A 23,418-nucleotide genomic window follows, 5' to 3' on the forward strand; every position below is an offset into this window, starting at 1 on the left:
CCCGCCGGTGGCGCTGGCCGCCGCCCCAGGCCCGATCCGCGACTGGGAGGCGCGGCGGGAGGATGTGCTCGTCTTCGGCCGGATCGTCCCGGAAAAACGGATCGAGCGGGCCATCGCCATCGTCGCGCGCGCTCGTGCCCAAGGGTTTCGCGGCAGGCTCGTGATCGCCGGGCCCGACGGGCCGCCCGATTACATGGCCCGTATCCGCGCACTGATCGCAGGGCAGAATTGGATCGAACGGCTGCCACCTCAGAGCGGCACCGCGAAAACCGCGCTTCTGGGATCGCTGCGCTACGGGCTCAACTGCTGCGAGGTGGAGGCCTTCGGCATCGCCACCGCCGAGATGGCCGCCAGCGGGATGATCCCTCTGGTGGCGCGCGGAACCGGGCAGGACGAGATCGTGTCCGCCCCGGACTGCCGCTTCTCGGACGAGGCAGAGGCCGCGCGCCGACTGCTGTCCCTGTCGCGCGACGCGGGCCTGCAATCCCGGCTCAGCACCGCCCTGCAGGCCGACATCGCGCGCTTCACCCCTGCCCGGTTCACCGCCGCCCTCGCGACCGCGGCTGCGGACCATCTCTCTGCCGACCCTATGCCTCAACCGGAGTTCTCCCATGACTTCTCCCCCGCCTGAGATCACCGTTCTGCATGTTGTGCCGGACCTGCGCCGCAGTGCCGGTGGGATCGCAGCCAATGCGCCCGCTCTGGCGGAGGCGCTTGCGGCGCAGGGCATCGCGAGCCGCTTTCTGACCCGTGCTTTCGACCCGGACGCGGAGATCGCCCCGCGCTGCCTGCGCGTCGCGCCCACGCAAGGTCCGAACGTCGCGCAGCTCGCACGGGCGATGGCCGGGATGCGTGCGCAAGTGAGGGCCGGCGCGCGGATCGTGGTGCATAGCCATGGGCTGTGGGACCCGCTGAACCATGCGGGGCTGCGCCTTGCCGCCGATCTGGGGCTGGGCCGGATCGTCAGCCCGCACGGGATGCTGCTGCCATGGGCGCGGGCGCATAAGCGGCGCAAGAAAGACCTCGCGTGGCACCTGTATCAGCGCCGCGATCTGGCGCGGGCGGAGCTTTTGCACGTCACCTCGCAGGCCGAGGCGGAGGCGGTCGCGCACCATTGCCCGGTCGCGCGGATCGCGCAGGTTCCGCTGGGGATCGCCTTGCCACCGGAGGGTGCGCCAACCCGGACGCGCAGCCCGAATGGGCGCAAACGGCTCCTGTTTCTCGGGCGGCTGCACCGGGTGAAGAACCTCGACACGCTGATCCGCGCCTTCGCCGCCTGCGCGCCGCGCGATTGGGAGCTGCGGATCGCAGGCCCCGACGAGGACGGCCTGACCTCGGCGCTGCGCGCCCGCGCGGTCGAGCGGGACGCGGCAGACCGCATCGCCCTCGCGGGACCGATCTGGGGCGCTGCGAAACAGGCGGAAATCGTGGCGGCCGATGCGCTGATCCTGCCGAGCCATACCGAGAATTTCGGCACCGTCGTCGCAGAGGCGCTGGCCGCCGCACGTCCCGTGATCGCCACGACCGGCAGCCCTTGGGGGGAACTGGCCGAGGCGGGCTGCGGCTGGTGGGTCGCGCCCGATCTGGCGGGCTTGGGCGGCGCAATTGCCGCGCTTGGTGCAACGACTGCGCCCGAGCGGGCGGCGATGGGCGCGCGCGGGCGGGCGCTTGTGGCCCGAACCTATCTCTGGCCGCAGGTCGGGGCGCAGATGGCGGCACTTTATCGGCAGGCGGCGGCCCTGCGTGCGGAGGCCGCACGGAGCGGCCACGGCGCGACACCCCAAGACCCCGAACGTCTCGCCAGCCTCATCGGGAGGGCGGGCGAATGAGCCTCATGCTGCGCCACCGGATCGACCGGCTGATGAGCTATCATCTTACCGAGCGGCTGCCCCAACAGGGCCTTGCGCTGGCGCGGGGCAACGGGCTCAGCGCCTATTGGTTTCGCGAGTCGCTGAATTTCGGCGATCTGCTGACGCCCGCGATCCTGCGCCATCACGGTTTTACCCCGGTCCATGCTTATCCCGACCGCGCGCAGCTGACCGCGACCGGATCGGTGCTCGAACACCTGACCGAACAATATCGCGGCACGATCCTCGGCTCCGGGTTCATCAATGCGCGCAGCACACGGCGCTTCACCGGGGCGCGGATCGTGGGGCTGCGCGGCGCGCTGAGCCGGGACCGGGTCGAAGGGCTGGGCCATAGCGTGACCCTCGGCGATCCCGGACTTTACGCAACGCGGCTTCTCCTCGGCGGGACCGAGAAACGGCCCTCCCTGCCCGCGCCGAGCCATGCCTTCGGGCTGGTGGCCCATCACGCCCATCTCGACGCGCCGGAATTCGCGGCACTGAAAGCACGGCACGGGTCGGCAATCCGGCTGATCTCGCCTGCGGCTCCGCCCGCGCGAGTAATCGCGCAGATCGCCTCTTGCGAACGTATCGCCTCGGCCTCGCTGCACGGGCTGATCGCGGCGGATGCGCTTGGCCTGCCCGCGATCTGGCTGGCCGCGCCGGGGCTGATCGGCGGGCGGTTCAAGTTCGACGATTACGCCAGCGCGGTGGCCCGGCGCGGCTGGGAGCCCGTAGCGCTCACGGGCTTGGAAAACCTTGCCGATCTTCGTGCCCTCGCGAGCTGCGCCCCGCAAGACGCTATCGACGGCACGATCACCGGGCTGGCCCGCGCCTTTACCCAATTCGCCGAGGAGGTCGCCTTCACATGACCGCGCTTTCGCCAAGGATGGAACGGCCCACCCGCATCTGCACGCCCAGTGTCAATGTCGACCGCTGCGCCGATCTGAGCGTGGTGATCCCGCTGCATGACAAGGCGCTCTTCATCGCGCGGACGCTCGCCTCGATCGAGGCGCAGCGGCCTGCGCCCGCCGAAGTGGTGGTGATCGACGACGGCTCTCGCGACGAGAGCGCCGCCCTCGTGGAGCGGATCGCCGCGCGTTCGCCGCTTACCATCCGTCTGATCCGGCAGGACAATCGCGGTGTGAGTACCGCGCGCAATGCAGGGATGCGGGCCGCGCGGCGCGACTGGATCGCCTTTCTCGACGCAGATGACACCTATCTGCCGGGCGCGCTGGCCGCGTTCGAGCGCGCAAGACGGGCGGTGCCGGGGGCGGAGGTGATCTTCGGCGAGGTGTGCCAAGCGGGGCAGGATAGTCTGTCCGCGCTGGAGCTGGCCGAGGCCCCGGTGCTTTTCCTGAGCGATTACTTCGCGCATCTGGTTCGGGGCGGGCCAGAGGTTACCGCCTCCTCGGTGATGATCCGCCGTGGCGCGCTTATCCGCGCGGGCGGATTTCCCGAAGGCGTCACGGTCGGCGAGGACAGCGACACTTGGTTTCGGCTGGGCTGCGAGACGCGGTTTGCCTATCTCCCCGCCCCCGTCGCACGCTACCACATCGAAGACGGCGCGAGCGGCTGGCGCGCGCATCAAGGCGAGGTGCCGCATTGGCACCAGACCTTCGCGGACTGGATCGCGCGCGGACGTATCGCTTTGCCACGACGGCGGAGCGCGGCGCGGTTTCACGCCTATTCCTGCCTGCATGCGGTGATCTGGCAGGCCAATGCGGGCCATCGGGACTTGGCACTCGCGCGGCTGGCGCAGGTGGATTGGCAGGTCGCGCCGAAAGCGCTTTGGGTGAAGGCGCTGGTGATCGCGCTTGCGCCCTCGCTGCTGAGAGCGTGGCTGCGACTGAAACCCCGGAGGGCCGTGCGATGAACGGGGGTGAGCAGGAGCTGTCCCGCGCGATCCGTGCGCAAGCCGACGCCCTTGCCGGGGAATTGCAGGTGCTGGCGAAGGCGCCGGGCCCTGCGGCGTTGCAGCAGGCGCGCACGGGCTGCGCCTTGCTCGCCCATCACCTCGCGCAGGGAGACGCCGCGCAGGGCTTCGCGGCGCTGGCGGGGTGGCTGAAGCTGACCTATGGCGCCGCGCGGCTGTCCGAGACAGAGGCGGGCTGCGACACGACGCTCGCCGCACGCTGGCACGACAGGCTCAGCCCGGAGCTGTCGGAGGCTGCCCGCGCCACGCTCGTGCAAGGCTTGGCACACCTGACCGAGACACTGGCCCGACCGCCCGGTCATGCGCTGCGCGTGCTGTTCATCGGGGATTGCCTGATCTGGGACATCGCGACCCAGCTTCAGATCGCGGCGGCGGCGGAGGGCATCGCGATCACGCCGCAGCTCTGCGCCCAGCGCGACGCGGCGGAATTGCGCCGCGCGGTGGAGGGGGCTGGCCCGGTCGATCTGATCTTCTACGCCCCTTTCGGTTTCGGCTTCGCGCAAAGCTATACGCGCGCCCTTGCGCCCAGCGCCGTCCTGCGGCCGATGGCGCGCGACCTGCCCGGCTTGCGCGCCACGTTGGACGAGGTGGAGGCGACGCTATCCCACCTCCTCGCGCGGACCGACGCCCCGGTTTATCTGCATGACATCTCGGGCGCGCGGCAGGCTTCGGGCTGGCGTGGTGCGGTGGCGGATCGCTTCGGCGCGCGCAGGCGGGCCCGTGTGGCGGCGTGGCTGAACGCAAGGCTCGACGCGCTGGCGCAGCGGGCGGCGCGCCCGGTTCTGCGTATCCCGGAGGCCGTAGAGGCGCATCGTCTGGGTCCCGCGGCGGGGCGCGTGCTCTTCGAGGCGGGCGATCTGCACCCCACGGCGCTGGCGGCCTCTCTTGCATCCGGCCCCTATCTGCGCGCCTGCCGCGCGGCGCATCTGCTCTCGCGGCGCAAACTGGTGGTGAGCGATCTCGATAACACGCTCTGGGCGGGCGAAATCGGCGAAGGTCCGATCACCCATCACCACGACCGTCAGGCCCTGCTGCGGCGACTGAAGGCGCGCGGGGTGTTGCTCGCGGTGGCCTCGAAGAACGATCCGACGAATATCAGTTGGCGGGGCACCGCGCTGCGGGCCTCCGATTTCGTCGCGCGCGAGATCGACTGGGCGCCGAAAGCGGGCAATATCGCGAAGATCGCGGCGCGGCTGAACCTCGCGCCCGAGAGCTTCGTCTTTCTCGACGATCGCGCCGATGAGCGTGCGCTGGCCGAAGCGGGGTGTCCGGGGCTGCTGGCGCTCGACCCGAACGCGCCGGAGACGTGGCAGTTGCTGGACGACTGGGCCGTTCAGCGCGCCGCGTTTGCGGGTTCCGACCGCACCACGCTCTATCAGGCGCGGGCGGCGCGGCAGGCCTATGTCGCCACGCCTTCCGAAGACCCCGGTGCCGCTTATCGCCAGCTTGGACTGCGGGTCGCGATCCGCACCGCCAAACGGCGCGATCTGCCCCGGGTGGGTGAGTTGATCGCGCGCACCAATCAGTTCAACACGACGCAGGTTCCGATCTCGGCCAAGGAACTCTCCGATCCCTCCCGCCATGTGCTGATCGCCGAGGCGGGTGACAGGTTCGGGTCGATGGGGATCGTGAGCGCGCTCGTGATCGCGGATGGGGCCGAGGCGAGTGAAATCACCCAGTTCGTTCTCAGTTGCCGGGCCTTCGGCTACGGGATCGAGACGGCGCTGTTGCAGACCGCGCTGGCGGCACGCCCGGGACGCCGTCCCTTGCACGGACGGATCAACGAGAGCCCCCTCAACGCGCCCTGCCGCGACGTCTATGCCGCAAACGGCTTCAAGCTGCGGGATCAGATCTGGACGGCGCCGGAGCCACGGCCAGATCTGATCCCCGATTGGCTGACCCTCGACATCGCGCCCGACCTGCGCGCGATCCCCGCACAGGCCTCGGCATGAGCGCGGGTCTGCCCTATCGGCGCGACATTCAGGTGCTGCGCACGCTCGCCGTGGCGATGGTGGTACTTTATCACGCCGAGCTGCCCCTCGCGGGCGGCTATCTCGGGGTCGACATCTTCTTTGTGATCTCGGGCTACCTGATCACCGGGATGATCGCGCGCGCAATGGCCGAGGGGCGGTTTTCCTTGCGCACATTCTACCTGTCGCGCGCCAAGCGGCTGCTGCCTGCGGCCTTTGCCGTCTATCTCGCAACCGCCGTGGCCGCGCTCTGGCTGCTGTCGCAAGCCGAGATGGCGCGGTTCCTCGACACGCTCGGGGCGGCGTTGAGCTTCACCTCGAATATCGCTCTATGGCGGAGCGTGAATTACTTCACCGCCGGCGCGCAGTTGAACCCGCTTCTGCATAGCTGGTCGCTGTCGCTGGAGGAGCAGTTCTACCTCGTCACGCCCCTCGCCATGCTGATTACACCGCGCAGGCACTGGCCGTTGCTTTTGCTGGGGGCTCTAGCGATCAGCCTCGCCGGCTGCCTCGTTTTGGCCCCGCGCAGCCCGGTTGCGAGCTTTTTCCTGCTGCCGACGCGGGCGTGGGAGCTGATGGCCGGGGCGGTGGTGATGCTGTTCGAGCCGCGGATCGAAAGGCGTGCTGGGCGCTGGCTGCGCCTGCTCAGCCCCTTGGCGCTGGCCGTATTGCTGGCGGTCTGCGCCATCGCGCCGGGTGCGGGCTGGGGCTCGGTACATCCGGGGCTGGATGCGGTGATCGTGGTCGGGGCCACGGCGCTTGTTATCGCGGCGCGACCGCCTTGGATGAATGGCAGCCATTGGGTGATGCGACCGCTCCTCTGGCTCGGCGGGATTTCCTATGCGCTTTACCTCGTGCATTGGCCGCTTTTCGCGCTGACGCGCAACGCGTGGCTGGATGCGCCTTTGCCGCTCTGGCTGCGACTGAGTCTGATCTCTGTTTCGCTGGGGTTCGCCCATCTGCTGCATATCGGGGTCGAGCGCCCGCTGCACAGCGCGCCGCCGCCCTCTTGGCCGCGCGCGGCGGGGCTGGCGCTTGGCGGGACGGTGGCGCTGTGGCTGATCGCCCTCGCCCTGCCCGGCCTGCGCATGCCTCCGCGCGACTACCTCGCGCTCGGGGCCGCGAATACCGGGATCGCGCCGGGATGCGACTTCACCGGGGCGTTCGACCCGGAAGCGCTGTGCACGACTGGCCCGCACCCGACCACATTCCTATGGGGCGACAGCTACGCGATGCATCTGGCCGCGACCCTGCCTCCCGAGATCGGCCCGATCGCGCAGGCCACGAAATCCGCCTGCGCGCCGGTGCTCGGCCTGTCCCAAATTCAGCCGGAGGTCGGTCAGGGTGCTATCTGGGGCGAAGGCTGCATCCGCTCGAACGCCGCAATCATAGCCTATCTGCAGGCCCATCCCGAGATCACCCGCGTGGTCATTTCCAGCCCCGTCGCACAGATCCTCGGCTCTGAACCGCAGGGCCTCGCGATGGAGCGCGGCCGGATCGTGCCCGTCGCAATGAGTTTCGCCCGAGGCCGCGCCGCCTTGCACGCGGCTGTGCAGGCCATCGCACGCCCCGACCGTCAGATCGTCTTGGTGAGCCCGCCCCCGTCCGTCGGCACGAATTTCTTCGCCTGCCGCGAACGGGCGGAGAGCGGGCTTCTCAGCTTTGGCCCCCGCGCGCGCTGCGAGATGCGGCAGGCGGAGGCGCGGGCCTATCGCGCGCAGGCCTTCGCCGCGCTCGACGGGCTAGAGACGATCGCGGGGGTGCGGGTGCTCGACCTGATCGGTGTGCTCTGCCCGGATGAGACCTGCCCGCTGGAGGAAGCCGGCACGCCGCTTTACCGCGATGCGGGTCACCTGAGCATCCAAGGCGCGCAGGCCTTGGGCGCGCGCGACGCGTTGCGATTTCGCGCGCTGTTCGGTCTGGACGAAAAACTCACGCGGCTGGAGAAATGAAAAACCCGGCCATGTGGGGCCGGGTTCGTTCAAATCGCTTGGGACGCGCTCAGCTGAGACCGAGTTTCTTCAGCCGGTTCTCGCGGAGCCGCGCGAAATCGTCGCCCGCGTGATAGCTCGAGCGGGTCAGCGGCGTGGCGGACACCATCAGGAAGCCCTTGCCGTAAGCCGCTTTCTCGTAATCGCGGAACTCGTCCGGGGTGATGAAACGCATCACCGCATGGTGCTTCGGCGTCGGCTGCAGATACTGACCGATCGTCAGGAAATCGACATCGGCCGAGCGCATGTCATCCATCACCTGACGGACCTGCGGCGCGTCCTCGCCCAGACCGACCATGATGCCGGACTTGGTGAACATCGACGGGTCCAGCTCTTTCACGCGCTGCAGCAGACGCAGCGAGTGGAAGTAACGTGCACCGGGGCGCACGCCGGGATAAAGGCCCGGCACGGTTTCGAGGTTGTGGTTGAAGACGTCGGGGCGCGCCTCGACGACCTTCTCCAGCGCGGCGGGCTCGCATTTCAGGAAGTCCGGCGTCAGGATCTCGATCGTGGTGTCGGGCGAGCGGTGGCGGATCGCGCGGATCGTCTGGGCGAAATGCTCCGCCCCGCCATCGTCCAGATCGTCGCGGTCGACCGAGGTGATCACGACGTGGTTCAGCCCCAGCGTCTCGACCGCATGGGCGACACGGCCCGGCTCGAACACGTCGAGCGCATCGGGGCGACCGGTGGCCACGTTGCAGAAGGAACAGCCACGGGTACAGATCTCGCCCATGATCATCATGGTGGCGTGACCCTGGCTCCAGCATTCGCCGACATTCGGGCAGCCTGCCTCTTCGCAGACGGTGACCAGCTTGTTGGTCTTCAGAATGTCGCGCGTCTTCTTGTAGCCTTCCGAGACCGGCGCTTTCACGCGGATCCAATCGGGTTTCTTGGGCTGGGCATTGTCGGCGCGATGCGCCTTTTCGGGGTGGCGTTCACCGGGCATCTTGAGATCGCGCATGATCCATCCTTTCGGAGTGCGGTTGATCGTCACATAAGCCGATTGCGTGTCGGATGCAAATGCGCAGGCCCGAAGGCAGCCTTGCACATCGCGCGCGGCTGACCTGCGCGGAAGCGGCGGTCAGGATCACCACAAGGAAAACGAATTCAAAGACGCCGAACATCTCCGCGCATCCGAAAGGGTCTCGCGCAGCGAATGCCGCAACTGCAAAGTCAGCGATTGTGACCGAAAGGGACATCCGCTAGTCAGGACACTCTCCAAAACGCAACCTCCCCAACCGATAAAGGAGACCTCCCCATGCTTTCCGGTTCGAAACTGCCCGAAGTGACCTTCCACACCCGCGTGCGCGATGACAGCATCGAGGGGCCGAACCCCTTCCGTTGGGAGGACAAGACCACCTCGGATTACTTCGCGGGCAAGCGCGTGGTGCTGTTTGCACTGCCCGGCGCCTTCACCCCCACCTGCTCGACCTACCAGCTGCCCGGCTTCGAGAAGGGCTTCGACGATTTCGCCGAGCAGGGCATCGACGAAATCTACTGCCTGTCGGTCAACGACGCCTTCGTGATGAACCAGTGGGCCAAGGCGCAGGGTCTCGAGAACGTCAAGGTGATCCCCGATGGTTCGGGCGAGTTCACCCGCCGCGTCGGCATGCTGGTGCGCAAGGACAATCTGGGCTTCGGTCTGCGCTCGTGGCGCTATGCGGCCGTCGTCAATGACGGCGTGATCGAAGCCTGGTTCGAAGAGCCTGGCCTTGAAGACAACCACGGCGAAGACCCCTATGGCGTGTCCTCGCCCGAGACCGTCATGAACTGGCTGGTCAACGCCAAGGCCGAAGCGGCGGCGTGACCCTATGCCGGCCCGTAATCGGGCCGGCTTATGAGGGACCGGGCGCGCGACGCTCAGAAGCGTCTGCGCGCCTGCGCGACCAAGCCCTCGCCCGCTTTTTGCAAGACCTGCGCGAGCGGGTCGAACCACGCCTCGGCATCGGAAACTTCGCGGGCACGGACCAGCCTTACGGTCCGTGCCGGCTCTTCGTCGAACCGGCTGAGCGCGAGCGTCGGGAACGCCCGGGTTTCCTGCAAGCTCGCGATCTCGGGCACCAGCGTCAGCCCCATTGCCTGCCCGGCCAGCGCGCAAAGCGTGGTAAGCGAGGACGCCCCCAGATCGATGCGCTGCGCCGCCCGCGTCAGCCCGCACAGCGCCAGCGCCTGATCCGCGAGGCAATGGCCTTCGTCGAGCAGCAAGAGTTGATCCGGGTCGATCGCCTGAGGGCTGAGGCCGCGCACCATGGTCAGCTGATCCGGCGTCCCGGCCAGCAGGAAACGGTCCTCGAACAGCGGCGTCTCGAACAGTTCGGGCGCGGGCGTCGCGATGATCGCCGCATCAAGGCGCCCCTCGGCGATCTCGGCCAGCAGCGACTCGGTCGTGGCTTCGCGCAGCCGAAGCCCCCCTTGCGCGCGCAGCCCCGCCAGAGACGCAGGCAGCAGATAGGGCGCGATGGTCGGGATCACACCGAGATTGACCTGCCCCAGCCCGCGCCGCGCCTCGGACTGGAGATCGCGCAACTCGCCCGCGACCCGCTCGGCGGTCTCCAGCACCCGCCGCCCCGCCCGCGTCAGCCGCACATCGCGCGGACGCCGCTCGACCAGCGGCTGACCCACCTGCTCCTCGAGCTCACGGATTTGCACCGAGAGCGCGGGCTGGCTGACATGGACGATTTCGGCGGCGCGCGAAAAAGAGCGTGCCTGACCGAGCGCCCGCAGATAGGTGAGTTGGCGAAGCGTGATATTCATAATCTTCGATTATCGACATGCGAAAAACTTTACAACTTCGCATTATACCATTTCCACATGGATGGCTCATGCCACGAAGAGAACTCGTGAGGGTGCGCGCCATGCCCGGCAGGACGCGAACCAGCGACAAAAAGAAAGGGCGCGAGAAAATATCACGCCCTTTTTTGCGTTTTATCAGAGTCTTGCGAAGCAAAGCTAAGGCACCACCTTAACTTTAACGGACTGTTAGGCATTGAGGGTTTGGCCGCGTGAGAGCGTCCGGATAGCTCTTGCAGCACGCCCGGACCGCCGTTCACCCAATCATCGGACTGGCCCCGCCATAGGTGTCGTCGTAATGCCGCTTGAGGCGTTGTAGCGCGATGCGCAGGACGATCTTGCCCGAGCGCGCCGACCAGCCGAGCCGCTTCTCCGCCGTCTCCAGCCCTTCGAGGAAGCAGCAGCAGCGCAGCGCCATGTCGCCCAGTCCCGGCCCCAGATCGCGCAGCGCCAGCGCCACCCGCTCGCGCGCCGTGTCGGAGCCGCCGCCCATCGCCAGCTCGGGGCGATACTGCCCGCGCCCGCCGCCACCGGTCAGGAACCGTTCCCAGTTCTGCCCCACGCGCGGGCCCATCTGCGCCAGTTCGAAATCCTCGCGCAGACGCTCCCCTGCCGCGACCAGATCAGCGCCAAGGAACGGCCGCCCCTGTTTGTCACGCCGCCGCGCGAGCACCGCGAGCGGGCTTTCGGCCAGATTGGCGCGCACCCGGCGCTGATGCCCGTCCGCGTCGGCACGCGTCTCGTGGACGAACTCGCCATGTTGCGCGGCGAAGGGATTGGCGGCGGTCTCGCCGCGTGCCGCGGCCTCTTCCTCCAGCACGCGTTTCAGCGCCGCGCGGCCCGCCTGCGTGATCTCGTAGCTGGTGACGCGCCCCGCATGAGCGACCTCGATCCAGTCCTTGAGCGCGAAAGCCTGCGCCACCGCGCGCTCCAGCACCGCCGTGCGCACCGTGCCGCGCAGCACCACGGCCTTGTCCATCTCGCGCCCCACGATCAGGAGCGCGCCCGGCTCGGCCAGACGGCGCAGGATGCGGCGCGTCTCGCGGCGCAGCTGGTCTTCATCGGCGGGCGCCTCAGAGGGGCGGAAAGCAGCGGTCATGGGCGTGTCCTTTTGGAGCACGGTCGTCATCGGAGCCTCGGGATAATTGGCAGCGCCCGGTCCGGCCGCGCGGCCAAGACGTTCGAGCGCCTCATCGACCAGCGGATCCTCCCGCCGCGCCTCGATCCGGCGCACACGGCGCAGGATGGTCGAGGCCGCGCACCCTTCCGCCCGTGCCAGTGCCCGTATCGGAACGCCTTCTTCGACATGGCGCAGATAGAGTCGGGCATGTTCGGGCAGCCAGGCGGGAAGCTCCGCCGGGGCCGGTGCGATCGAAGTCATATTGTCCCCCAGATTGCGCCGCAAAATGCGCGACGAGTCCGTCCGGTAACAACCGTGAGTTGCTTTGGTTACCCGTTCGTTAATAAACGGGACGCCAGCAAGAATTCCTTAAACTTCCTAAACAAAGCTTTGCGGGGCGCGCGCTTGAGGGCGAAATTGCGCAACCCCGCCTGAGGCTGGGTAACGCTCGGGATCTCACCTCAAGGGAGTTTCCGATGACCTTCGCATTTCGCCAGAAATCCACGCCCGCCGTTCACGCCCCGTCGCCGCTGCGCCTCGTCGAACCGGCCGCCGTCGACAGCCTCGCCCCTGATCCCGATCCTGTCACCGCCGTGGCGAAGCTGCGCCGCCCGCGCCTGTTGATCCGCGCGGCCCGGCACGGGCTGAGCGATTACAGCCGCAAGCGCGACCTCAAGCGGGTGATGCGGATGAGCGAGCTGCCGCGTCCGGGCGCGGCCCTACGCGCGCTGATTGCCGAGGAAGCGGCGCTCGATCAGGCGCGGCGCGCGGGCGAGGCGACCTATTCGGTCGCCCGCCATATCGAGCTGCTGATCGCGCTTCTGGCGGAGGCGCGGCTGGCGCCGCAGCCCTCTGGGGAGAGCGCGGGCGCCTCTTCGCTTAGCGCGACTTGAAGAGCGAGCCGAGAACCCCGCGCACGATCGTCTGGCCCGTCTTGGTGCCTAGCTGACGCGCAAGGCTCTTGCCGAAAGTCTCGAGGATCGTATCGGACCGGCGCGAGGATTTGCGCGCCGGTTTCGACTTAGCCGTCGGATTGTAGCGCCGCGCATTGTTGAAACTGTCGAAGCCCTCATCGAGCTCGGAGCGGCCCGCGGCGGTCTTGGCCGCTTTCTCACGCGCCTCGGCCTCCGCAGCCTCGCGCGCGGCCAGTTCGGCACGCTTGGCGAGGATTTCCTGCGCCGACTCGCGATCCACAGGCGTGTCGTATTTCTCGCCCAGACCGCTTGAAGCGATCACGGCGGCGCGCTCGGTATCGCTGAGCGGGCCGAGGCGCGACTGCGGCGGTCGGATCAACGTGCGCTCGACCATACCCGGCACGCCCTTCTTTTCGAGGAAGGAGGTCACCGCTTCGCCGGTGCCGACCTCCTTGATCGCGATCTCGGTGTCGAAACTCGGATTGGCGCGGTAGTTCTCGGCGGCGCGATGCAGGTCGCGCTGATCCTTCGCGGTGAAGGCGCGCAGCGCATGTTGGACGCGGTTGCCAAGCTGGCTGAGAATGCCGTCGGGCACGTCGCCGGGGTTCTGGGTGATAAAGAACACCCCCACCCCTTTTGAGCGGATCAATCGCGCCACCTGCTCCACCTTGTCGACCAGCGCCTTGGGCGCGTCGTCGAACAGCAGATGCGCCTCGTCGAAGAAGAAGACCAGCTTGGGCTTGTCCGGATTGCCGACCTCGGGCAGTTCCTCGAACAGTTCCGAGAGCAGCCACAGCAGGAAGGTCGCGTAGAGCTGCGGGCTGCCCATCAGCTTGTCGGCGGCGAGGATGTTGATCTGGCCCATGCCATTTTCGTCGATCTGGATCAGGTCGGCGAGGTCCAGCGCGGGTTCACCGAAGAACTGCGCCCCGCCCTGGTTTTCCAGCACCAGCAGGTCGCGCTGGATCGCGCCGATCGTCGCGGTGCCGACATTGCCGTATTCCAGCGCGATTTCGTCCGCGCGCTCGCCGATATGGCGCAGCATGGCGCGCAGGTCGTCGAGGTCGAGCAGCGCCAGCCCCTCCTTGTCGGCGATGTGGAAGGCGATATTGAGCGCGCCTTCCTGTGCCTCGGTCAGCCCCAAAAGGCGGCTCAGCAGCAGCGGACCCATCTCGGAGACGGTCGTGCGCACCGGATGGCCCTTCTCGCCGAACATGTCCCAGAAGACCGTCGGATAGGCGCGATATTCCAGATCGAAACCGATGGTCTGCGAGCGCTCCATGAAGGCGTTGTGTAGTTTGGCCTCAGCCGAGCCAGTCGCCGCGATGCCCGACAGATCGCCCTTCACATCGGCCATGAAGACCGGCACGCCCGCCTGCGAGAAGCCTTCCGCGAGGATCTGCAGCGTCACCGTCTTGCCGGTACCGGTCGCGCCCGCAACCAGCCCGTGACGGTTGCCGTATTGGAGCTTCAATTCCTGCGGGCTTGCGTAGCCTTCACCACCGCCCCCAACGAACACACCCTCTTCGGTCAGAACACCGGTCATCTTGCCCTCGCCAAACAAATTTCGGCTCCGACAATACTACCTTAACCCTTTTGCGCCAGTGTGATCCTGCCCCCGGAGTGCGCTTTTGCGCGGATGGGGGCGCTTCCTCCCTGTTGAACTGGCCGCGCCACGCTTGGCGCGGTCTTTTTCTTCTGTGCCAAGGGATTGCGTTCCGGAGTTCATCGCCTCACCGCCTGTCACACTTCCTCAACTTTGCCTGTTGACCTGTGAAAAATTACGGCCTAGCGTACCGGCAATGACGAAGTCGGCCAGTCCGACAGGGGGAAAAGGAAGGGGTCCTGAACGGGCCCCTTTCGCTTGGAAAGCCCAGCTTTCGCGCCCCCGGAACACCCGATCCAGCCTGCGCGAGACGCGACTGAACCGCCCCGCTCTTTCCACGAAATCCCCCGCCTGGCCCGGCTCTTATGCAGGCCGTCGAACCGCTCACGAAACTGTGGCAGTTTGCCGCCGATCCGTGAGCGCCGCTGCGGAATTCGCGACTGACAGGGGCGCAGCCCCGTGTTAAGCCTTCGCCCAATACGTTTCAGGAGAAGAGTAATATGTCTCAACTGACGAAACCGCTCGCCGTCGCTCTGGCCCTCGGCCTTGCAAGCGGGGCGTGGGCGCAAGATACCACCTCGAGCGACACGACCACGACCCCTTCGGCGGATGCGACCGCGGACGCGAGCACCGATGGCGCGGCGACCCCGGCGGCGGATGCGGGCGCAGACGCGACCAGCACCGATCAGGCGCCCGACGCCACCGCGAACGGTGCTGACGCCACGCCGACGATGCCCGGCGCCGATCAGCAGGCCCAGAAGCCGCAGGAGCCGCAGACCTACATCAAGGCCACCTATGAAGACTGGCAGCTGCAATGCGCCAAGTCGCCCGACGGCAAGGATCCCTGCCAGATGTATCAGGTGATCAAAGACCAGAATGGCGGCAACGTGGCCGACATCTCGGTGATCGGCCTGCCCGATGGCAGCCAGGCCGCAGCCGGTCTGACCGTGATGGTGCCGATGCAGACCCTGCTGTCGCAGAACCTCGTGATGCAGGTCGATGGCGGCAAGGCAATGGTCTATCCCTATTCCTTCTGCGACCCGCGCATGATGGGTTGCTTCGCGCGCTTCGGCGTCGGCAAGGCCGAACTCGAGTCGCTCAAGAAGGGCAGCAAGGCGACGATCACGATCACGCCGCTGGCCAACCCGCAGCAGAAGGTGAAAGCGGATATCTCGCTCAAGGGCTTCACCAAAGCCTTCGACGAAACCGTGAAAACCAACAAGGAAAACGGCGTTCAGCAGTAAGCTGGATGGATGAGCTTCGGCTCGCAACCGTTTGAAATCAAAGACGCCGCGCCCACCCGGGCGCGGCGTTTTCATATCGCGCGCAAGGCCAGCACCGCGTTGAGCCCCCCGAAGGCGAAGGCATTCGAGAGTGCCGTACCGACCTGAGCCTTGCGGGCCGTGTTGGGCACATAATCCAGATCGCAGTCGGGATCGGAGGTGGCGTAATTCGCCGTCGGCGCGATCACCCCATCGCCAAGCGCCATCAGGCAGGCGATCAGCTCCACCGCGCCGGTACCGCCGATGCAGTGGCCGTGCAGCGCCTTGGTCGAAGAGACCGCGACGTGATCGGCCGCCTTGCCCAACGCCGCGCGGATCGCGGCGGTCTCGATCCGGTCATTGGCTGCCGTGCCGGTGCCGTGGGCGTTGATATAGCCGACCTCTTCTGGCGCCATACCCGCATCGCTCAACGCGCCGGTGATCGCTGCGGAGGCCCCGTCGAGCGACGGCATCACGATATCGCTCGCATCGGAATTCATCGCGAAGCCCGCAATCTCGGCCAAGGGCTGCGCGCCACGCGCCTCGGCGCTCTCCAGCGTCTCGATCACGAAGACGCCCGCGCCCTCGCCCTGCACCATGCCGTTGCGATCCGCCGAGAACGGGCGGCAGCCATCGGGCGACATCACGCGCAGCCCTTCCCACGCTTTCAGCCCGCCGAAATTGAGCATCGCCTCAGAGCCACCCGCGAGCATCCCCTCGGCCATGCCCGAACGCACCATCTGGAACGCGAGGCCGATGGCGTGGTTGGAGCTGGCGCAGGCGGTGGCGACGGCAAAGCTCGGCCCCTGAAGCCCGTAGCGGATCGAGAGATGCGAGGGCGCGGCATTGGCCATCAGCTTCGGCACCGTCAGCGGATGCACGCGGTTCTTTTGATCCGCAAAGACAGCGCGATAGGCGTTATTCGCGGTCGTATGCCCGCCGCCTGCGGACCCGATGATGCAGCCCCAGCGGGCGGGATCGGGGGCTGCCTCCAGCCCCGCCTGCGCCATCGCCTCCGCGCCGGAGATCAGCGCGTATTGGGTGAAGGGATCGTATTGCGCGAGCTGCGCCGAGGTGAAGCGGTCCGACGCGTCATAGCCGCGGATCTGACCGCCGATGCGGATGCTTAGCCGCTCTACATCCTGAAAGCTGAGTGGGCCGATGCCGCTGCGCCCCTCCGCCATGGCCGCCTTGGTTGCCGCAACGCCCTCGCCGAGCGCGTTGATCGTGCCCGCGCCCGTGATGACGACGCGCCGCATCAGGCGACGGCGGTCGACGGCTTGCCGCCCGAGACGAGACGCTCCACCGCGCCGACGATCGCGCCGACTGACGACATGTCGAATTGCGAGACGGCGGGTTCGTTGGCGTTGAAGGGTACCGAAACGTCGAAGGCTTCTTCGATGGCGAAGATCACTTCGACGAGGCCGAGGCTATCGAGCCCCAATTCGTCGAGTGTCATCTCGGGCGAAAGCTCGGAGGGCTCGCGAAGGGCTTCGCGGGCGATGATCGAGAAAACCTGGTCTTGCACGTCTGGCCTCATATCTGGGGTTACTCCGTGCCGCCTTTTTGCGTGAGTTTCGTAACAGTTTCTCGAAGCTCGGCCATTTGCGCAAACAATCTCGGCAATCTGCGGACAGATTTGTTGATCTCGAGCTGCGTTTCCATCTTCACCGCCGGGCTCCCCCAGATCGTACGGCCTTTGGGAACGTTGGTATAGATATTGGTGCCGCCCGCCGCGATGACGTCATCGCCCACGGTGATGTTGTCCGAGACGCCGCATTGGCCTGCCAGCACCACGCGGTGCCCGATCCGGGTCGAGCCCGCGATCCCGACCTGACCGCAGAGCAGGCAATCTTCGCCCACCTGCACGTTGTGGCCAATATGGACCATGTTATCGAGCTTGCTGCCCGAGCCGATGGCGGTCGCGCGCACCGTGCCGCGGTCGATACAGGCATTGGCGCCGATCTCGACATCGTCGCCGATCTCGACCGTGCCGAGCGAATGGATGCGGAACCATTTCTGCTCCGTGATCTCTTCGCGCTGCTCCAGCGTGTGGCGGATTTCCTCGACCCCCGAGGGATCGGGCGTCACGAAGGAAAACCCGTCCGAGCCGATCACCGCGCCAGGCTGACAGACCAGACGATCGCCGATCAGCACCCGCGCCCCGATCCGCGCGCCGGGATAGATCAGCGCATCAGAGCCGATCTGCGCGCCTTCCGCGATGGTCACCTGCCCCACGATCCGCGCATTCGGGCCAATCTTCACCTCCTTGCCGATCACGGTGAAGGGGCCGATGGCAGCATCCTTGCCGATGATGGCGGTCGGGTCGATCACGCAGGTCGGGTGGATGCCGGGTTCGACATTGGGGCCGGGATCGAAGGCTTTCGACAGCCCGGCCATGGCGAGACGCGGGCGGGTCACGAAGACCGCCGCCTCCAGCCCGAGCGCGCGCCAATCCGCGCCTTCCCACAGAAGCGCCGCGCGGGCCTTACCCTCGCGCAGCCCTTCGGCGTATTTCTCGCTCATCGCGAGGGCGATCTGGTCGGGTTCCGCCGTCGCAGGCTCGGACGCGCCGGTCACCTCGATCGACAGGTCGCCTTCGGCGCGGGCGCCCAACGCCTGCGCGATATGCTCGATTGTCTGGGACATGGCCGATCCTCTCATGGTCGCATGAGGGCGCGCTTACCGCCCCCGTTGCCAGAGATTTAGCTGTCCTGCGTGCCCAATTCCACCCCGGCCTTTTGCAAGGCATTGAAGAGGATCGCGTCACGCCCATAGACGTCGCGGCGATACTCGACATGCCCCGACGCGGTCGGCCAGGCGGTGAAGTAGGTCAGATGCACAGGCACGTGCTTTTCCAGCGGCACGACGGTCTCGCGCCCCGAATTGAGGATGCGCTTGAACTCCGCTTCGGGATTGTCGCTTTGCGCGCCCAGAAGCGTGTAGGCCAGATCGAAGGGATCGCCGACACGCACGCAGCCATGGCTGAAAGCCCGCGTCTCTTTCTTGAAGAGCGATTTCGACGGCGTGTCGTGCAGGTAGATGTTCCAGCGGTTCGGGAACAGGAATTTCACCAGCCCCAGCGCGTTGCGGTTCGACGGCGGCTGCTTCATCGCGAAGGGGAAGTTGCTCGCATTATAAGCGGCGAAATTCACCGCCGAGCGCGGCACCACCCGGCCCCGGCTGTCGATCAGCTGAAGCTGGCTCGCCGCGTTCGGATTGCGCTTCATCTGCGGCAGGTATTCCTTGGTCACGATCGAGCGCGGCACATGCCAGGCCGGGTTGATGACCATCCGCTCCATCTCGTCGGAAAACTCCGGCGTGCGGCGGTCCGAGCTGTTTTGGCCCACCACCGTCACCGAGCGGAACGTGGTCTTGCCATTGTCGATGACGCGGACCGAGAAATCGGTAATGTTGACCCAGACGTAGCGGCCCGAGAAATCGATGCCGTTCATCCAGCGCAGACGCTCCATCGCGACGAGGATGGCTTTCATCCGCGCCTCAGGGCTCTTGTTGATCTCGCCCAGCGTGCTGGGCCCGGCCACGCCATCGGTCGCGAGCCCCTGATCGGTCTGATAGGCCTGTACGGCCTTCTGCATTTCGGCATCATAGGTCGCACTGGCAGAGCGGCCCAGATAGCCCATCTTCTGCAGCCGGTCGCGCAGCGCCACGACGTCCGGCCCGCGATCGCCGGGCTCGAGCTTGGTGCCGGGCACCGTCGGCCCCCAGCCGCCCGCTTCGATCTGATGCTCCAGATCGAGACGCGCCTTCACCAACTGCGCATATTGCGGCATATGCGGCGCGAGTTCGCGCAGGAACAGCGCCGGGTTGGTCGCGGCGGCGAAGGCCGTCATCCGGGCTTCGGGATCGGCGCGTTTCGGTTCGCGCTTGATATCGGAAATGACGCTATGCGGGTCGAGCACGCCATGCGACAGGTCATGGGCGTAATCGAGGAAAATCTGGCTCATCTTCACTTCGAGGAGCCCGCGCTGACGCTCGGACTGAACGGCGGCGAAGGCGACACGCAGCCCCTCGGGGTCGTAATGCGCGGTGGGCAGCCCCTGCATCGCCGACAGATCGAGTGCGCGCATGAACGCCGCGCGGCGGTCCGCATCCTCGGCGGCGGTCCAGATCGGCCGGTAATCGCGGGCGGCATAGAAGGCCGCCAGAGCGGGATTGTCAGCCGCAGCTTCGGCCACGGCCTGCGTGAAGCCCGAAAGCTCGACCCCTGCCAATGGCGACATGGCCCCCTGAGCTGCAATCTGGGCAGTGCCTTGCGCCTGAGCGCCGGCGGCGAGCGTAGCTAGCGCGAAGGCCAGCCCTATCTTACGGAAATTGCGCGTCATAGCGTCTAAACCCCTGCCCGGACCCATCGTTCCAGATGTTCCAAACTTACCCGCATCTGTCCAGCGAAGCGTTGCCTGCGCGCAACGAACTGGGCCAAGGCATGAAGAACGATGCAGGGGCGCAACAGCAAGTCTCCGCCACCTTTCGCCCCGCTCTCACACCGCTCGCACAGGGGCGTGAGGGTATTTTTACTACCGGCAGGCGAATTTTTGCCGACCTGCCCCTTCATGGCAAAGATGCATCAGTTCCGTTCTTTATCGATTAATCTGTCTATGCCATAAGGAGTAAGAAGTTTGGGTCTACCATCCCTCAACCGCTCGAAACAGGGCGGGAAAATCGAGAGACAGGCGAACACAGGAACTTGCTATGACGACGATTTCCCGGCGCGGCCTTCTGGGCGCATTTGCTGCGACCATGGTGACGGCAGCCCCCACCATGAGTAACGCTTTCGGTCTACTCAAGGGCGCTGGGGACATCCGACGGATCAAGATGTATAACGGTCGTACGGGCGAGACGCTCGACACCGTTTACTGGATCGAAGGCGAGTATATCCCCGACGCGCTGAAGGAAATCACCTACTTCGCCCGCGACTGGCGCACCAACCAGCTGAAAAACATCGACGCGCGCACCGTGGACATCGCGGCGGCAGCCCACAACCTGATGGACTCGCGCGAACCCTACATGCTTCTGTCGGGCTACCGCTCGCCCAAGACCAACGCCATGCTGCGCTCCCGCTCGAAAGGCGTCGCGAAAAACTCGCTGCACATGCAGGGTCTGGCGATGGACCTGCGGCTGAAGTCGCGCTCGGTCAGCCAGATGTACAAGGCGGCCGCCGCCTGCCACGCCGGCGGCGTTGGCAAATACTCGCGCTCGAACTTCGTTCACATGGATTGCGGCCCGGTGCGGCACTGGGGCTCCTGAGCCGCTCCCCTTCCTTTCGGGGTTACCGATAGCGCCGCTCGTTTGAGCGGCGTTTTTCTTTGCCTGCCCTGCCGGGGGACACCCCGAACCGCGGACAAGAAAAAGGCCCCCGCGTGGGGGGCCTCGATGTAGCTTTGAGGGGCGATGCTCAATCGAGCACGCGGCCCTGCTGGCGGAAATAGGCCTCTGCCTCCGGGGTCAGATCCACCTTCTCATAGCCCGAGACCATGGGCCGCACATGCTGGCGGAAGCCGTGGCCGATGGTGAGCAGGTAGACATGGACCACCACGAAGCTCGCAATGGCGAAGGCCGCGAGGACGTGGAAATTCGCGATGATCTCTAGCCAGAACGAGCCGCCGTCGAGGTGATCCCAGAACCCGTAGCTGAGATAGGCCAGCCCCGAGATCCAGATCGCCGGGAAGAGCATCATCTTGAGCGCGAAATAGGCCGCCGCCTGCAGCGGGTTATGCCGCCGCTCGTAGCTCTTGATGTAGGGATGTTCCTCGCCCTTGAAGACGCCATAGGCGTAGAAGCGGCTGACCTCCCACATGCCCTGCATGCGTGGGATGAACTGCTTGTAGCCGCCCGTGGTGAACAGCCAGAAGGTCGCGAAGGCCCAGAGCAGCAGGAGCGCCAGCGCGACGACCGTATGGATCAGCACCGCCGCCCCGAAAGGCAGGATCGGATGCAGCCCCAGAAGCCGCGCGCCGGTGAAGAACAGCAACATGATCGAGCCAACCTGGCTCCAGTGCCAGAGCCGGTTGAAGCGCGAATAGACCTTTACGCAATGCTCAGCCATGGTGGTCTCCATTCTTCTTGCCGCGGTTGATCAGGCGCAGCGCGCCATGGCCCAAGGCCCCCAGAAGCGCCATCAGGAACATCGCGAGCCCCAGCTTGCCGCCGAAATTGATTTCCGAGCCGGGAACGTAGATCCCTGCCAGATCGGCCATCCGACCGCCCTGCGTGTGGCAGCTCTCGCATTGCAGCGCATCGTCGGCGGGCGCGACCATGTGGGTGATCGGCCAGTACATGTAGGTATGGACGAAATCGAACTCGCCCGAATACTCCACACCGGCATAGTCCATGCCCGCCTTGAGCGATTTCTCCCAGTCGTAATAGGACCAGAGCGCGGTGCCGTTGCCGGGGCCATATACGTTGTTATAGGCCAGCACATTGCGCTGCGTGTCATAGGCCTGCGTGCCGACCATCCGCTTGAACGGGAAGATGCGACTGTCGGGCTGACCGGGATTGCCACCGATCTTGTTGATCTCGACCACCTGCGTCGGGTCGATCTCTTCCTCCGGCAGGGTGAAGGTCATCTCGCCGTTGGACCATGCGTAATAGGGCGTGACGTTCTCGCCCCATTCGAAATTACCCTTCTTCGACATGTAGGTGTGCAGGTGCTTGCCGTCGGATTGGGTGAAGCCCTCTTCGGTAATCGGCTTGCCGTTCTCGTCGAGCTTGCCCGCCGTGGACCAGTCCCAGACGGTCTTTGTGGCCACCCCGCCCCGCGCGAAGCTGGGGATGTGGCAGGTCTGGCAGGCCACCGTGTCGGTGTGATCGTTGAGCTTCGCCGCGATCAGCGGGTTCGGCCCTTCATGCGGGCTGTCCGTGTGGCAGGACTGGCAGACGGCCGCGTCATGGGCGGTGCCCGCCTTGCGATCGGGATGCGGGTCGATCACGTCGGTCTCGTAGCGCGAGCCCTCGAAGACGTGCTTGTCCGAGACGTGGCAGGTCTCGCAGGTGAAGTTCTGACCGTCGGGCGACATATGGACATCGACGTCGCGCGGCGGGTTGAACAGCGCCGAGCTGAGATCGCCATGCTTCACGTTATCGCCGCCACCGCCGTAGAAGTGGCAGTTGCCGCAATTGTCGCGTCCGGGCGGTGCGCCCACCGATTGCGCGGCCTCGGCCAGATTGACGGGCCATGCGGCGGCGCCGGTGATGGTCTTCGCGCCTGCGGCCACCGGATCCAGCGGCGGCTCGCCCGCGAGGTTGTCCTGTTTGGTATATTGGCCGGATTTGTCGTGACAGACGAGGCAGTCGACCTTGGTCGGATCGTCGGGCATCGGCTCGCGCACGTCCGTCCAGCCATAGCCCGTATGGCACGACGTACAGCGCACCTCGTTCGAGGCGACATTGCCGCAAAACGCGTTCATCTCATGCGCTTTGCCGAGCGTCTGGCCAGTGGCCTCGTTCTGGTATTCCCAGGTCCAGTGGACCGAATGCATCACCTGATTGGAGGCCTCAGTATGGCACGACAGACAGGCTTCCGTCACCTCTGAGCCCGACGCGAACGGTCCCTTGAGCTGATCGAATTTCGAGTGGTCGGCAGTGAGCTCTTTCACCGGATCGCTCATATGGGCGGCCTTCGAGGCCCCTTGCGCGACGGGTGTCGATTGCGCGCCGATTGCGGGCGTCTCCTCCCCGGCCGCGTCCTGCGCGTAGGCGGGAAGCTGGCCCAAAATCACGGCTGAGACGAATGCCGTGATCCGCAATGCACTCTGTGTCATCGATGCTCCGACTGGCTCACTACTGGTTACTCACATTGCTTAGCGCGATCGCGTCGATCACGGGGATGCGACATTTCGTGAGTTTTGCGTGACTTAGTGTCGCATCGGTTTTGGCACGCGCGGAGGCGCGGCACGCATCACGCAGCCCTGATCTGCCGTGAGCGGTGCGGCGAGGAACGAAGCGCTGCGCCCCGCGCTGAGCCT

Annotated in this window: 21 protein-coding genes; 11 read left to right on the top strand and 10 right to left on the bottom strand. The window is 66.3% G+C overall.

The features are described from left to right. The first annotated feature begins 7 nt into the window (after positions 1-7). From BMI85_RS00900 to BMI85_RS00925, 6 genes are read left to right on the top strand one after another with little or no spacing between them, the layout of a single operon-like run. Positions 8-631, top strand: a complete 624-nt coding sequence (locus BMI85_RS00900) for a glycosyltransferase (protein WP_078599198.1) — start codon at positions 8-10, stop codon at positions 629-631. After that, positions 612-1,829, top strand: a complete 1,218-nt coding sequence (locus BMI85_RS00905) for a glycosyltransferase (RefSeq protein ID WP_078599199.1) — start codon at positions 612-614, stop codon at positions 1,827-1,829. Before BMI85_RS00900 ends, BMI85_RS00905 begins: the two co-directional genes overlap by 20 nt. Next, complete coding sequence (locus BMI85_RS00910; RefSeq protein WP_078599200.1) at positions 1,826-2,716, top strand: polysaccharide pyruvyl transferase family protein; 891 nt, start codon at positions 1,826-1,828, stop codon at positions 2,714-2,716. The genes BMI85_RS00905 and BMI85_RS00910 overlap by 4 nt, the downstream gene beginning before the upstream one ends. Then, positions 2,713-3,720, top strand: a complete 1,008-nt coding sequence (locus BMI85_RS00915) for a glycosyltransferase family A protein (RefSeq protein WP_078599201.1) — start codon at positions 2,713-2,715, stop codon at positions 3,718-3,720. Before BMI85_RS00910 ends, BMI85_RS00915 begins: the two co-directional genes overlap by 4 nt. Beyond that, positions 3,717-5,732, top strand: a complete 2,016-nt coding sequence (locus BMI85_RS00920; RefSeq protein ID WP_078599202.1) for an HAD-IIIC family phosphatase — start codon at positions 3,717-3,719, stop codon at positions 5,730-5,732. Before BMI85_RS00915 ends, BMI85_RS00920 begins: the two co-directional genes overlap by 4 nt. Further along, positions 5,729-7,702, top strand: a complete 1,974-nt coding sequence (locus BMI85_RS00925) for an acyltransferase family protein (RefSeq protein WP_078599203.1) — start codon at positions 5,729-5,731, stop codon at positions 7,700-7,702. The genes BMI85_RS00920 and BMI85_RS00925 overlap by 4 nt, the downstream gene beginning before the upstream one ends. Positions 7,703-7,751: 49 nt before the next feature. Here the strand turns inward: BMI85_RS00925 and lipA are convergent, their stop codons facing one another. Then, complete coding sequence (lipA, locus tag BMI85_RS00930) at positions 7,752-8,702, bottom strand: lipoyl synthase (RefSeq protein ID WP_078519270.1); 951 nt, start codon at positions 8,700-8,702, stop codon at positions 7,752-7,754. Between the two features lie 297 nt (positions 8,703-8,999). On the opposite strand from lipA, the gene BMI85_RS00935 reads away from it, so the two are divergent. Then, the gene (locus tag BMI85_RS00935; protein ID WP_078599204.1) at positions 9,000-9,548 is read left to right on the top strand and encodes a peroxiredoxin; all 549 of its coding nucleotides are present in this window, start codon (positions 9,000-9,002) and stop codon (positions 9,546-9,548) included. Positions 9,549-9,601: 53 nt separating this feature from the next. Here BMI85_RS00935 and BMI85_RS00940 read toward each other — a convergent pair whose 3' ends face one another. Further along, entirely contained in the window at positions 9,602-10,495 is an 894-nt protein-coding gene (locus tag BMI85_RS00940) for a hydrogen peroxide-inducible genes activator (RefSeq protein WP_078546858.1), read from the bottom strand. Positions 10,496-10,787: 292 nt separating this feature from the next. Continuing rightward, positions 10,788-11,912: a DUF6456 domain-containing protein gene (locus BMI85_RS00945; RefSeq protein WP_078599205.1), complete on the bottom strand. Its 1,125-nt coding sequence runs from the start codon at positions 11,910-11,912 to the stop codon at positions 10,788-10,790. 215 nt (positions 11,913-12,127) lie between these two features. On the opposite strand from BMI85_RS00945, the gene BMI85_RS00950 reads away from it, so the two are divergent. Beyond that, entirely contained in the window at positions 12,128-12,544 is a 417-nt protein-coding gene (locus tag BMI85_RS00950) for a DUF6477 family protein (RefSeq protein ID WP_348638967.1), read from the top strand. Here BMI85_RS00950 and BMI85_RS00955 read toward each other — a convergent pair. After that, positions 12,531-14,111, bottom strand: coding sequence for a helicase HerA-like domain-containing protein (locus BMI85_RS00955; RefSeq protein ID WP_078599842.1), 1,581 nt, complete (start codon positions 14,109-14,111; stop codon positions 12,531-12,533). The genes BMI85_RS00950 and BMI85_RS00955 overlap by 14 nt on opposite strands. A gap of 560 nt (positions 14,112-14,671) precedes the next feature. On the opposite strand from BMI85_RS00955, the gene BMI85_RS00960 reads away from it, so the two are divergent. Continuing rightward, complete coding sequence (locus tag BMI85_RS00960; protein WP_078599206.1) at positions 14,672-15,415, top strand: invasion associated locus B family protein; 744 nt, start codon at positions 14,672-14,674, stop codon at positions 15,413-15,415. A 71-nt stretch (positions 15,416-15,486) separates the two neighbouring features. Here BMI85_RS00960 and BMI85_RS00965 read toward each other — a convergent pair whose 3' ends face one another. From BMI85_RS00965 to BMI85_RS00980, 4 genes are read right to left on the bottom strand one after another with little or no spacing between them, the layout of a single operon-like run. After that, positions 15,487-16,692 (bottom strand): beta-ketoacyl-[acyl-carrier-protein] synthase family protein, encoded by a 1,206-nt coding sequence (locus tag BMI85_RS00965; protein ID WP_078599207.1) that lies wholly within the window; start codon positions 16,690-16,692, stop codon positions 15,487-15,489. After that, the gene (locus BMI85_RS00970) at positions 16,692-16,973 is read right to left on the bottom strand and encodes an acyl carrier protein (protein ID WP_078599208.1); all 282 of its coding nucleotides are present in this window, start codon (positions 16,971-16,973) and stop codon (positions 16,692-16,694) included. The genes BMI85_RS00965 and BMI85_RS00970 overlap by 1 nt, the downstream gene beginning before the upstream one ends. Before the next feature lie 8 nt (positions 16,974-16,981). After that, positions 16,982-18,082, bottom strand: a complete 1,101-nt coding sequence (locus BMI85_RS00975) for a UDP-3-O-(3-hydroxymyristoyl)glucosamine N-acyltransferase (RefSeq protein WP_078599209.1) — start codon at positions 18,080-18,082, stop codon at positions 16,982-16,984. 56 nt (positions 18,083-18,138) lie between these two features. After that, positions 18,139-19,779 (bottom strand): L,D-transpeptidase family protein, encoded by a 1,641-nt coding sequence (locus BMI85_RS00980; protein WP_078599210.1) that lies wholly within the window; start codon positions 19,777-19,779, stop codon positions 18,139-18,141. 35 nt (positions 19,780-19,814) lie between these two features. Here BMI85_RS00980 and BMI85_RS20990 point away from each other — a divergent pair, with 35 nt between their 5' ends. Further along, entirely contained in the window at positions 19,815-20,045 is a 231-nt protein-coding gene (locus BMI85_RS20990) for a hypothetical protein (RefSeq protein WP_143594952.1), read from the top strand. 101 nt (positions 20,046-20,146) lie between these two features. Continuing rightward, positions 20,147-20,701 (top strand): DUF882 domain-containing protein, encoded by a 555-nt coding sequence (locus tag BMI85_RS00985; RefSeq protein ID WP_078546845.1) that lies wholly within the window; start codon positions 20,147-20,149, stop codon positions 20,699-20,701. Positions 20,702-20,849: 148 nt separating this feature from the next. On the opposite strand, the gene BMI85_RS00990 is transcribed toward BMI85_RS00985, so the two are convergent. Together BMI85_RS00990 and BMI85_RS00995 are read right to left on the bottom strand one after the other, a co-directional pair. Further along, a complete protein-coding gene (locus BMI85_RS00990) occupies positions 20,850-21,500 on the bottom strand; it encodes a cytochrome b/b6 domain-containing protein (RefSeq protein ID WP_078599211.1) in 651 nt (216 codons plus the stop codon). Beyond that, positions 21,493-23,214: a tetrathionate reductase family octaheme c-type cytochrome gene (locus BMI85_RS00995; RefSeq protein WP_210402294.1), complete on the bottom strand. Its 1,722-nt coding sequence runs from the start codon at positions 23,212-23,214 to the stop codon at positions 21,493-21,495. Before BMI85_RS00995 ends, BMI85_RS00990 begins: the two co-directional genes overlap by 8 nt. Positions 23,215-23,418: the final 204 nt, after the last annotated feature.

Source organism: Thioclava sp. DLFJ4-1 (genome assembly GCF_002020145.1).
In the GTDB taxonomy this organism is placed as follows: domain Bacteria; phylum Pseudomonadota; class Alphaproteobacteria; order Rhodobacterales; family Rhodobacteraceae; genus Thioclava; species Thioclava sediminum.

What these genes read in the sequence shown, in the direction of transcription:
- BMI85_RS00905 (WP_078599199.1), top strand. Translation starts at nt 612, where the DNA reads ATGACTTCTCCCCCGCCTGAGATCACCGTTCTGCATGTTGTGCCGGAC.
- BMI85_RS00910 (WP_078599200.1), top strand. Translation starts at nt 1,826, where the DNA reads ATGAGCCTCATGCTGCGCCACCGGATCGACCGGCTGATGAGCTATCAT.
- BMI85_RS00915 (WP_078599201.1), top strand. Translation starts at nt 2,713, where the DNA reads ATGACCGCGCTTTCGCCAAGGATGGAACGGCCCACCCGCATCTGCACG.
- BMI85_RS00920 (WP_078599202.1), top strand. Translation starts at nt 3,717, where the DNA reads ATGAACGGGGGTGAGCAGGAGCTGTCCCGCGCGATCCGTGCGCAAGCC.
- BMI85_RS00925 (WP_078599203.1), top strand. Translation starts at nt 5,729, where the DNA reads ATGAGCGCGGGTCTGCCCTATCGGCGCGACATTCAGGTGCTGCGCACG.
- lipA (WP_078519270.1), bottom strand. Translation starts at nt 8,702, where the DNA reads ATGCGCGATCTCAAGATGCCCGGTGAACGCCACCCCGAAAAGGCGCAT.
- BMI85_RS00935 (WP_078599204.1), top strand. Translation starts at nt 9,000, where the DNA reads ATGCTTTCCGGTTCGAAACTGCCCGAAGTGACCTTCCACACCCGCGTG.
- BMI85_RS00940 (WP_078546858.1), bottom strand. Translation starts at nt 10,495, where the DNA reads ATGAATATCACGCTTCGCCAACTCACCTATCTGCGGGCGCTCGGTCAG.
- BMI85_RS00945 (WP_078599205.1), bottom strand. Translation starts at nt 11,912, where the DNA reads ATGACTTCGATCGCACCGGCCCCGGCGGAGCTTCCCGCCTGGCTGCCC.
- BMI85_RS00950 (WP_348638967.1), top strand. Translation starts at nt 12,128, where the DNA reads ATGACCTTCGCATTTCGCCAGAAATCCACGCCCGCCGTTCACGCCCCG.
- BMI85_RS00955 (WP_078599842.1), bottom strand. Translation starts at nt 14,111, where the DNA reads ATGACCGGTGTTCTGACCGAAGAGGGTGTGTTCGTTGGGGGCGGTGGT.
- BMI85_RS00960 (WP_078599206.1), top strand. Translation starts at nt 14,672, where the DNA reads ATGTCTCAACTGACGAAACCGCTCGCCGTCGCTCTGGCCCTCGGCCTT.
- BMI85_RS00965 (WP_078599207.1), bottom strand. Translation starts at nt 16,692, where the DNA reads ATGCGGCGCGTCGTCATCACGGGCGCGGGCACGATCAACGCGCTCGGC.
- BMI85_RS00970 (WP_078599208.1), bottom strand. Translation starts at nt 16,973, where the DNA reads ATGAGGCCAGACGTGCAAGACCAGGTTTTCTCGATCATCGCCCGCGAA.
- BMI85_RS00975 (WP_078599209.1), bottom strand. Translation starts at nt 18,082, where the DNA reads ATGTCCCAGACAATCGAGCATATCGCGCAGGCGTTGGGCGCCCGCGCC.
- BMI85_RS00980 (WP_078599210.1), bottom strand. Translation starts at nt 19,779, where the DNA reads ATGACGCGCAATTTCCGTAAGATAGGGCTGGCCTTCGCGCTAGCTACG.
- BMI85_RS20990 (WP_143594952.1), top strand. Translation starts at nt 19,815, where the DNA reads ATGTTCCAAACTTACCCGCATCTGTCCAGCGAAGCGTTGCCTGCGCGC.
- BMI85_RS00985 (WP_078546845.1), top strand. Translation starts at nt 20,147, where the DNA reads ATGACGACGATTTCCCGGCGCGGCCTTCTGGGCGCATTTGCTGCGACC.
- BMI85_RS00990 (WP_078599211.1), bottom strand. Translation starts at nt 21,500, where the DNA reads ATGGCTGAGCATTGCGTAAAGGTCTATTCGCGCTTCAACCGGCTCTGG.
- BMI85_RS00995 (WP_210402294.1), bottom strand. Translation starts at nt 23,214, where the DNA reads ATGACACAGAGTGCATTGCGGATCACGGCATTCGTCTCAGCCGTGATT.